The organism is Ligilactobacillus acidipiscis DSM 15836, assembly GCF_001435755.1.
In the GTDB taxonomy this organism is placed as follows: domain Bacteria; phylum Bacillota; class Bacilli; order Lactobacillales; family Lactobacillaceae; genus Ligilactobacillus; species Ligilactobacillus acidipiscis.
The window spans coordinates 1-9,097 of record NZ_AZFI01000084.1 but is presented as its reverse complement, the minus strand read 5'-3'; the positions used below and the strand labels follow the sequence as shown (position 1 = coordinate 9,097).

Genomic DNA, 9,097 nt, shown 5'->3' with positions numbered 1-9,097 from the left:
TTCATTTACACAAGATTCTTGACGCTACCAGTTTACGAATTAAAACAGCCGATCACTGCTTTCGTTGCTGGTGCTGGCAGCGGAGGGACCTTTGCTGGGGTGGCAAAGTACTTGCAGGAAAAAGATGCTGATACTAAGACGATCGTAGTTGAACCTGAAGGATCGATTTTAAATGGCGGTCCTGCTCACTCACACCGCATAGAAGGGATCGGAGTCGAATTTGTTCCTCCATTTTTTGCTGACTTGCAGATCGACCAGACCATAACTGTTTCTGATGAAGATGCATTTGCTGAAGTTAGACGAATGGCCCAAGAACAAGGCTTTTTTATTGGAAGTTCAAGCGGAGCGGCAATTGCTGCAAGCCTAAAAGTTGCCGAATCTTTACCTGAAAATAGTACGATCGTGACTATCTTTCCTGATAGCAGCGAACGCTATATGAGTGAAAATATATACGATTAAAAAATTATTTTAAAAATAGTTTAAAGAAAAAGAGGTAGGATGATCATGGAATTTGAAACAAAATTATTACATGCAGGTGTTAGTGAAGATAAATATACTGGAGCAACTTCGATCCCAATTTATATGGCATCAACATTCCATCAAAAGAAAATTGGTGAGACTGAGTATGAGTATTCACGTACTGGTAATCCGACACGAGAAGCCGTTGAAAAGTTAATTGCTGATTTGGAAGGGGGAGTCGCTGGTTTTGCTTTTTCTTCAGGTTCAGCGGCAATCAACACAGTCTTTTCAATGTTTTCAGCAGGAGACCATTTTGTAGTAGGAAATGATGTGTACGGTGGGACATTCCGCCTACTTGATACTGTGCTAAAGAGGCTGGGCCTGACTTTTACGGTTGTCGATACTCGTGATTTAACTGCTGTCGAAAATGCTATCCAAGAAAATACTAAAGCTATTTACTTGGAAACACCAACCAATCCTTTATTGCACGTGACTGATATTGCTGAGCTTGCCAGAATCTCTCAAGCTCATGGGGTTTTGAGTATTATTGATAACACATTTGCTTCTCCATACATTCAGCGTCCATTAGAGCAAGGTATTGATATCGTGATCCACAGCGCTTCAAAATATTTGGGCGGACACAGCGATGTTATTGCTGGACTGATAGTAACGAAAGATCAAAAATTAGCTGATCAGGTCGGCTATTTGCAAAACTCGATCGGCAGTATTTTGGCGCCACAAGAAAGCTGGCTGTTACAGCGGGGAATGAAGACTTTAGGATTACGAATGCGAGCTCATTTAGCAAACACTGAGAAGGTTTTTGAATATCTGTCAAAACAACCATTAGTTAGCAAGATTTATTATCCGGGTGATCCTAATAATCCGGATCATGAAGTGGCACGCAAACAAATGAATGGTTTTGGGGCCATGATCTCATTTGAATTACAGTCTGGCCTAGATCCTCAAAAATTTGTCGAAGGATTACATTTAATTACTTTAGCAGAAAGTTTAGGAGCGCTTGAGTCGTTGATCGAGATCCCGGCTTTGATGACACATGGTGCTATTCCACGAGAAACTCGTTTGAAAAATGGAATTAAAGATGAATTGATCCGCTTATCTGTTGGTGTTGAAGATGAGAAGGATTTGCTTTGGGACCTTGAACAGGGCTTTGCTAACTTGAAGGGGAGACATGATCATGTTAGAAACGGCGCGTTCAATTCTTAGAAGAGATCCAGCAGCACACAGTTTGCTAGAGATCTTGCTGACTTATCCTGGTTTACATGCACTTTTTTGGTACCGGATAGCTCATTATTTGAGCAAACATAAACTGTACGTTTTGGCGGGCTTGGTCAGTAGCCATGGTGCACGTCAGACAGGGATCTTGATCGCACCAGCTGCTCAGATCGGAAAGAGAGTTTTTATTGACCATGGCGTAGGAGTAGTGGTCGGTGAAACTGCAGTGATCGAAGATGATGTTACGCTCCTGCATGGCGTTACCTTGGGATCCAGACATGAATCTGATGGACAAAAACGTCACCCGCATATTAAACAAGGTGCTTTTATCGGAGCAAATGCACAGATCCTAGGACCGATAGTAATTGGGGAAGAGAGTAAGGTGGGTGCAGGGGCAGTTGTTTTAAAAAATGTTTCAGCAGGAACCACAGTCGTTGGATCACCGGCGCATATAGTTATTCAGCCCAAAAGTAAAGTGATCAAGGTTTCTTTTAATGAGAACTAGCAGGAATTTGAAGAATTATGAAGAAAAATAGACAAATAACAGCTAAAATTTGCAAAAGGAAACTGGTCAGACGTAAATATTGCAGATATGCGTCTGTGAAGTCTTTAACCGGACACAAGGCTGGAAATGTCATGGACGATCAGAGTGCACCTGAACCCCAAAATATAACAAGTCTGCATTTCTATACGCAACCAAACAAAAACTACACCAAAACGAGTCAGGTCATCATCTCGTTTCGGTGTAGTTTTGTATTTAAGTATTTTCATCAAGTGCTGATTTTCAGTTCAGGTCCCAGGGATAATCCGAACTGAGTGAGCTATTAAATTCTTTTTGTGTTCTTAAACTGCTTATTCTGTTTTCTTGGCGTTTTTCATAACCAGCATTGATCATTTTTTCTTCTGCCGTTTCTGGAATGATTTTTCTTAAGGAAACACTTTTATCGGTCACTACAAAGGTTAAAAATGATGTGAGCCCAATATAACGTTCGCCAGTTTGCAAATGTTCTCCAATGATTTTTGCAAAGACTTCGATCGAACGTTTGCCGCAACCGCTAACGTATGTTTCAATGCAGAAAGAATCTTGTAAACCGAACGGAGCAATAAAGTTTGTTTGGTCCATCGAGGCTGTAACACTGACACTTTTTGCCAGTCTGGAAGCTGAAATCGAAGCTGTTCCGTCCAGCATTTCTAACAAACGGCCGCCATAAACCGTTTCATGTTCATTTAAATCGCCAGTTAACACCCTGTGACTAGTTACAGCAAGCGTTTGGCGACAGGTCATTGGTTCAGACATAAAAATCTCCCCCTAAATAATTTCGTTTAGATATTGGATAAATATAAACTCAGTATAGCTGAACATCACATCACGGTGAACGCTTTCTTTCTGAGCTGACAGTAAAATTTATGCGACATTATTTTTTTTATTTACTAGATCAACGATCATTTGGGCAGTGACATAACCTAGCGCGATCGCACCGGCAACCATTGCGACATGGGTCGTTTTTGAGATAGCAAGGACCGTTTCCCCATTGATAAATGCTGATAAAGCTTGATAACCGCTGGCTCCTGGAACAAGAGGAACTAGTCCAGAGCTAAACATCGTTGAAGGCATGGCCTTTTTAAAAGAAAAGATGATCCCGAGCAAGCCCACTAGCAAGGCCGCTAAATAGTTGCCTAGTATTGAACCATAGCCGAATTTAAATATGAACCAATATAAGATCCAGCCAACCATACCAATTAAACTAGAGATATTTAATGCTTTTTTTGGCAAGTTAATAAACAGACCAAATGTAAATGTTCCTAAGTAGCTAAAAGTTGCCTGGATAAAAAAATGATAAAACGTCATAAGGCTACCCCTTTATTACATATAACGTAAGACTAGTCCAACACCGAAAGCAATCGCACTTAAAATGATCAGCGATTCCATTAATCTTTCGATCCCGGACAGTAAATTTCCCTCGAAAATATCACGCATAGAATTAATTATTGGGATCCCCGGTAAGGTTGGCATGACAGCACCGATGATAATATTTTGCACATTGATCCCGAGATGAAGACGAACCCCGATCACAGCGCATAAGCCAACCGTGAGTGCTCCCAGAAATTCGCTCATGAAGCGGATCCGAACTCGGGTACCGACATAATATGTGACTAAGTAGCCTAATGCTCCTGCAAAAAAGGCGAGTGGAAAATCTTCCCAATTATAAGTCTGGGTAAAAATGAACATAAAAAAGGCACCTTCAAAGCCGGCACCGATCGTTTGCAACCAGAGTGGGTATTGCGGCTTTGAGTCGTTTATTTGGAGTAATTTTTCTTCTAATTCATCTAAAGTTAGTTTATTTTCTGTGTATTGGCGGGACAATGCATTGACTGAATTAATATTATTCATATTGATCCCACGTTTTTCAACTTGCATGAAACGCGTGTAAGGAGTGTCCTTTAAGTTGACTAATAAACCAGTTAAGCTGGTAAAGGCTTCGGTTTTATTTTCTGAAGCATGGTCGACGATTCGCTTGGTAGTATCTTCGACACGCCACATTTCAGACCCAGCTTCAACTAGGATCTTGCCAGCTAACACTCCGACATCTATTGCTTTATTTTCCATTATCCCACTTCTCCCAGTTAATTATTGGTCATTAAAAAGTCTTTTTAATGAAACATTATAATTATACGCCAAGATCATTTATTACACAGTCCCTTATACCTATTTTTAATAGTATACATTAGAGAAACCTGAAAAGTACATGACAAACGTTCGGATTTTATTTACATTAATTAGCCAACTCGTTATACTAAGGATTAGTTATTTTTATTTTTTTGGCAAAGTCTGAAACCATTTTAACAGGGATGATGGCGGGCTTAGGCACATATGCTTCGTAAAGAAAGAGGGATTTTTTTGTATTTAGCTATAAATATTATTGGTTTAGCAATTTTTCTATTGCTTGGTTGGCTTCTTTCCAAGAACAAATCTCAGATCAACTGGAAAACAATTATTATCATGGTTATCTTTAACCTAGTATTGGCATGGTTCTTGACGAGTTTTTCTATCGGGAGAACTATTGTTGATGTCGCGGCTGCTGGTTTTAATGAGTTGGTCGATGTGGCATATACTGGTATTGCTTTTGCATTGCCAAGTATGGTCCACGTTAAACAAATGGATTGGTTTGTCCAGGTTTTACTACCAATTTTGATGATCGTTCCTTTGTTTGACATTTTAACTTACATTGGTGTTTTACCATGGATCATCAAGTGGTTGGGTCGTGGCTTGTCCAAATTAACAGGACAACCTCGTTTTGAATCCTTCTTCGCTATTGAAATGATGTTCTTAGGGAACACAGAAGCATTAGCCGTTTCTTCCTTACAGTTGAAACAAATGAATGCCAAACGCAACTTAACGATCGCCATGATGTCAATGAGTTGTGTGACGGCTTCGATCGTGGGATCCTATACGCAAATGATGCCAGCTGAATTTATCTTAACAGCTATCCCGATCAACGTGATCAATGCTTTGATCGTTACTTCGATGCTCAATCCAGTTGTTGTACCTAAAGAAGATGATCAGATCGCTACGATGGGTGGTTCTGCTGCAGCTGAAGTCGGTGAAGCAGATGAATCCGGTAAAAAAGAACCATTCTTCTCATTTCTGGGTGACTCAATTCTTGGCGCTGGCCGTTTGGTTTTGATCATTGCTGCTAATGTTATTGCCTTTGTCGCATTAGCCGCTTTGATCGATAAAGTGTTGGGCTGGATCACGCCATGGTTATCGTTGGAACACATTTTAGGGATCGTAATGTTCCCATTTGCATGGTTAATGGGGCTACCAGTGAACGATGCCTTCCAGTTTGCACAGTATATGGGTGAGAAATTAGTTACAAACGAATTTGTTGTTATGGGCAAGGTTACTAAGACGATCGCTACTGCAGCCTTTTCTGACCATTACCGCGCTGTCTTGACTGTCTTTGTCACCTCATTTGCCAACTTCTCAACAATTGGTATGATCATCGGGGCCTTCAAAGGATTGGTCGATAAAGAAAAGAATGATGTGATCGCAGCTAATGTTGGTTATATGCTGATCTCCGGTATTTTGGTTTCATTGCTATCTGCTGCAATGGTCGGGATCTTTGTCTGGTAGTTTAGAATGAAAAAGCAACACAGTTTTAATAGCAACATCAATTTACAAACAGAACTTATTGCAGGGGTGACGAGCTTTTTTGCGATCTCCTATATCATCGTAGTAAATCCTCTCATCTTGAAAGACGCCGGGATCCCTGCTTCCTTAAGCGTTTTTGCGACAATTTTTTCTTCAGCACTTGGATGTTTGCTGATGTATTTTATTGCAGACGCACCAATTATCATTACGCCAGGAATGGGAGTTAATGCTTTTTTCACCTATACTCTTGTCCAGTCTATGGGATTTACTTGGCAACAGGCTTTGGCAGTTTGCGCCGTTAGTGGTCTGGTATATCTGCTTATTGCTTTTACTCCGCTGAGTAAGGTTTTCGCAAGTGCGATCCCTGCTAGTTTAAAGCATGGGATCACAGCGGGGATCGGTATGTTTCTAGTCGTTCTTGGTTTGGAGAAGGCGCAACTGATCCGTTCTGGCGGGAAGCAATCATTACTTGCATTAGGAGATTTAAGCAGTCTGCCTGTTTTATTAGCACTATTTTGTCTTGCCTTGACTTTGATGTTATACCTGCGAAAAGTACCTGGAGGTTTTGTGATCGGGATCGTTGTCACAAGTGTACTGGCATTTTTAGTACATTTGGATTCAAGATCAGGCAGCAATACCAGTTTATCGTTACTCGGTTCATACGGGAAACTTTTGTTTCAAGGTGATTTTGGAGGAATATTCACTGTTAAATTTTTAGCAGCCGTCTTCTCTATGACGATGATCTTAGTTTTCGAGTCGATGGGGTTGTTGCAAGGATTGCTTGGAGATTCACCTAATTTTCAAAGAGCTTATCAAGCTAGTGCCATAGCAGCTTTTTGTTCCAGTTTTATGGGTACGAGCCCAACAGTTGCTGCTGCAGAAAGTGCATCTGGCATCGAAAGCGGCGGTAGAACGGGGGTCACTTCTTTAACTGCTGGGATCATGTTTTTGATCTCGTTATTTTTGATTCCCTTGTTGAGTTATGTCCCTGATGCCGCGATCGCACCAGTGATCATAATTACGGGGGCGTTGATGATGGAGCAAATTGGGCAGATCGACCTAACTGATTTTTCGGAATGGTTTCCAGCATTTTTGATTGTTGTTTTGATACCATTAACCGGCTCGATTTCAAGTGGACTGGCATTTGGATTTATTGCATATCCTTTTGCAAAGTTTGCTGCTGGCCGGAAAAGCGGTGTTTCACGGACAATGCTTGTCCTCTCAGTTTTATTTTTATTACAATTGATCAGTTCAGTTTTACTATAGTTTTATTGAAACTTTTGATAATATAAAAGCTGCTCAAATAAGAAATTTGAGCAGCTTTTTCTATTAGTTTTATCAAAAAATTATGCTTGTATTTATGAAAATTTGTGCGTATAATATCCTCGATTATGTACATGGCATGTTTATTATTAGAAACTTGGGAAATCGTTGTTATTCAAACAACCGCGGTTTTCCATAATGGTAACCTTGGCGATATGAAATTTCTAAATTATCTAGAAATTGATCGTCAGCCTCATTTTCGACGCCTTCGACTACTAAACTAATATTATTAGTATCTGCAATTTTTTTCCAAGTGGCAAGTTCTGTAATTATTTGTTCTTGCCGACCTTCAGCGCGGAAGTTTTGCAAGGGAAATTTTAATCCAAAAATGTAAGGTAAAAATCCCTGAATATTTTCTAGGGTATTGATCCCTGTACCAACATCATCCAGGGTGATCAAGACTCCATGCTGCCGGTAAAAATTAAACTGCTGGATGATCTGTTCAAATGAATAGTTTGTTTGAACCGGTTCTTCTATTATTTCGATCGCCAAGGTGACTGGGGAGATCTCTTTTTGGGTTTTTATCAAAATTTGAGCAAATTCATTATCTAAAAACTGTTCCCAAGTTAAGTTAAAATACACAAAACCAATTTTGCGTGAAAGCTTCTGTGCGACAGTGACAAGCAGCTCTGATTGAACTTGCTTAGGGATTGCCGAAAAACACTGAGGCAATCGCCAGTGACCGTTAACATATTCTCTGATCAGCATTTCGTAGCCAACTAGAGAGCCCTTGTACTTATTAAAAATTGGTTGAATAAAGTAACGATACATAATGTCCCGATCTCCTTTCACCTGAAATTTTCGTAGCTTTAATAAAAGTCAGCAAATTAAAAGTTTTAGTGCTAATTTGCATTAATATCACAGAATACCATTATATAATCTTTTTAAGGGATAAATCCACTAAAAAATTATTCAATAAATTATAAATGGTTATCACCAATAAGGAGGCTCATATGAAAATTGTTATTATCGGAGGATCACATGCTGGGATGATGGCCGCTGATGAAATTTTGCGGTGTGACCCAGATAATGAGGTCGAAATTTATGATCGAAATAAAGTCTCCTCATTCGCGGCAGAAGATATTTCTGCTTATATCAGGGGGGGACGTTGATTTTTTGACAGATCTGCATTTTGATACAGAAATGGTCAAAAACAGTCAAAGAGTCAGAATTTTTCAGGCACATAGCGTGGTTGGACTAGATACTAAGTTTCATCAGCTGACTATCGTTAATAAAAAAACTAGTCAGACTTTTGTCCGCAGCTATGATAAATTGATCATTGCTAGTGGTGCAACTAATAGGTTACCACTTATTCCCGGTGTAGAAAATGAAAATGTCTTGGTGGCGCGGAGTTATAGACAAGTTGAAGTTTTAAAAGAGAAGATGAATAGCAATCACAAAATAACTGTGATAGGAGCTGGTCGTGCAGGACTTGAATTTGCATTGGCTGCGCGCAAGATAAATAAAGATGTTCAAATTTTTGATAAAGATGAGTCGTTAGCCATCCATTACGTGGGAGAAAAAGTATCTGGGTGGTTACAAGAACAAACGAAAGAAAACGGAATTTCAGTTCGGACTCAAATCAATGTTGAAGAATTTCAGCAGCAAAAAGATGGTCAGCTGGTAATTAAAACTGATCAAGGAGATTTCACGACCGATATAGCTATACTAGCATTTGGGTTTGTACCAAATACGGTTTTTGTCAAAAACGAATTGGAGACAAGTCTGGATGGGTTAATTTGTGTGAATAAATATTTGGAAACGTCTGCTCCAGATGTTTATGCGATCGGCGACTGCACTTCGGTCAAATTCGGCAACGGGAAAAAAGTGTTAAGGACTCGTTTGGCTACTAGAGCATTGCGGCAAGCCTTTGTTGCTGTGCATAATATTTTTGGACAGGGCAGATTGCAAGAAATAACTTGAACGAAT

Annotated in this window: 11 protein-coding genes; 7 read left to right on the top strand and 4 right to left on the bottom strand. The window is 39.8% G+C overall.

Annotation, left to right across the window (positions count from 1 at the left end; all coding sequences use genetic code 11):
• The 3 genes from FC65_RS06710 to epsC all read left to right on the top strand — a co-directional run.
• Nucleotides 1–459, top strand: a 459-nt coding sequence (locus tag FC65_RS06710) for a pyridoxal-phosphate dependent enzyme (protein ID WP_156408589.1), incomplete at its 5' end; no start/stop codon positions are given.
• A 45-nt stretch (nt 460–504) separates the two neighbouring features.
• Complete coding sequence (locus FC65_RS06705) at nt 505–1,683, top strand: trans-sulfuration enzyme family protein (RefSeq protein ID WP_056972030.1); 1,179 nt, start codon at nt 505–507, stop codon at nt 1,681–1,683.
• A complete protein-coding gene (gene epsC, locus FC65_RS06700) occupies nt 1,655–2,197 on the top strand; it encodes a serine O-acetyltransferase EpsC (protein WP_056972029.1) in 543 nt (180 codons plus the stop codon). Before FC65_RS06705 ends, epsC begins: the two co-directional genes overlap by 29 nt.
• 279 nt (nt 2,198–2,476) lie before the next feature.
• Here the strand turns inward: epsC and FC65_RS06695 are convergent, their stop codons facing one another.
• The 3 genes from FC65_RS06695 to FC65_RS06685 form a co-directional block, all read right to left on the bottom strand.
• Entirely contained in the window at nt 2,477–2,989 is a 513-nt protein-coding gene (locus FC65_RS06695) for an acyl-CoA thioesterase (RefSeq protein WP_056972028.1), read from the bottom strand.
• 108 nt (nt 2,990–3,097) lie between these two features.
• Nucleotides 3,098–3,541 carry a threonine/serine exporter family protein gene (locus FC65_RS06690; RefSeq protein ID WP_056972027.1) on the bottom strand — a complete coding sequence of 148 codons (444 nt, stop codon included), beginning with the start codon at nt 3,539–3,541 and terminating at the stop codon, nt 3,098–3,100.
• A gap of 15 nt (nt 3,542–3,556) precedes the next feature.
• Complete coding sequence (locus FC65_RS06685) at nt 3,557–4,300, bottom strand: threonine/serine exporter family protein (RefSeq protein WP_056972026.1); 744 nt, start codon at nt 4,298–4,300, stop codon at nt 3,557–3,559.
• 291 nt (nt 4,301–4,591) lie between these two features.
• Between FC65_RS06685 and FC65_RS06680 the strand changes: the two genes are divergently transcribed.
• Nucleotides 4,592–5,827 (top strand): NupC/NupG family nucleoside CNT transporter, encoded by a 1,236-nt coding sequence (locus FC65_RS06680; RefSeq protein ID WP_056972025.1) that lies wholly within the window; start codon nt 4,592–4,594, stop codon nt 5,825–5,827.
• Nucleotides 5,828–5,833: 6 nt separating this feature from the next.
• On the top strand, nt 5,834–7,111 hold the full coding sequence (locus FC65_RS06675; protein WP_010495397.1) for an NCS2 family permease: 1,278 nt from the start codon (nt 5,834–5,836) through the stop codon (nt 7,109–7,111).
• A gap of 168 nt (nt 7,112–7,279) precedes the next feature.
• Here the strand turns inward: FC65_RS06675 and FC65_RS06670 are convergent, their stop codons facing one another.
• A complete protein-coding gene (locus FC65_RS06670) occupies nt 7,280–7,939 on the bottom strand; it encodes an EAL domain-containing protein (protein ID WP_056972024.1) in 660 nt (219 codons plus the stop codon).
• 182 nt (nt 7,940–8,121) lie between these two features.
• On the opposite strand from FC65_RS06670, the gene FC65_RS12045 reads away from it, so the two are divergent.
• Nucleotides 8,122–8,280 carry a hypothetical protein gene (locus FC65_RS12045; protein WP_162257053.1) on the top strand — a complete coding sequence of 53 codons (159 nt, stop codon included), beginning with the start codon at nt 8,122–8,124 and terminating at the stop codon, nt 8,278–8,280.
• 4 nt (nt 8,281–8,284) lie between these two features.
• Nucleotides 8,285–9,091, top strand: a complete 807-nt coding sequence (locus FC65_RS06665) for an NAD(P)/FAD-dependent oxidoreductase (protein WP_056972023.1) — start codon at nt 8,285–8,287, stop codon at nt 9,089–9,091.
• The last annotated feature ends 6 nt before the right edge of the window (nt 9,092–9,097 follow it).

What these genes read in the sequence shown, in the direction of transcription:
- FC65_RS06690 (WP_056972027.1), bottom strand. Translation starts at nt 3,541, where the DNA reads ATGACGTTTTATCATTTTTTTATCCAGGCAACTTTTAGCTACTTAGGA.
- epsC (WP_056972029.1), top strand. Translation starts at nt 1,655, where the DNA reads ATGTTAGAAACGGCGCGTTCAATTCTTAGAAGAGATCCAGCAGCACAC.
- FC65_RS06705 (WP_056972030.1), top strand. Translation starts at nt 505, where the DNA reads ATGGAATTTGAAACAAAATTATTACATGCAGGTGTTAGTGAAGATAAA.
- FC65_RS06695 (WP_056972028.1), bottom strand. Translation starts at nt 2,989, where the DNA reads ATGTCTGAACCAATGACCTGTCGCCAAACGCTTGCTGTAACTAGTCAC.
- FC65_RS12045 (WP_162257053.1), top strand. Translation starts at nt 8,122, where the DNA reads ATGAAAATTGTTATTATCGGAGGATCACATGCTGGGATGATGGCCGCT.
- FC65_RS06670 (WP_056972024.1), bottom strand. Translation starts at nt 7,939, where the DNA reads ATGTATCGTTACTTTATTCAACCAATTTTTAATAAGTACAAGGGCTCT.
- FC65_RS06685 (WP_056972026.1), bottom strand. Translation starts at nt 4,300, where the DNA reads ATGGAAAATAAAGCAATAGATGTCGGAGTGTTAGCTGGCAAGATCCTA.
- FC65_RS06675 (WP_010495397.1), top strand. Translation starts at nt 5,834, where the DNA reads ATGAAAAAGCAACACAGTTTTAATAGCAACATCAATTTACAAACAGAA.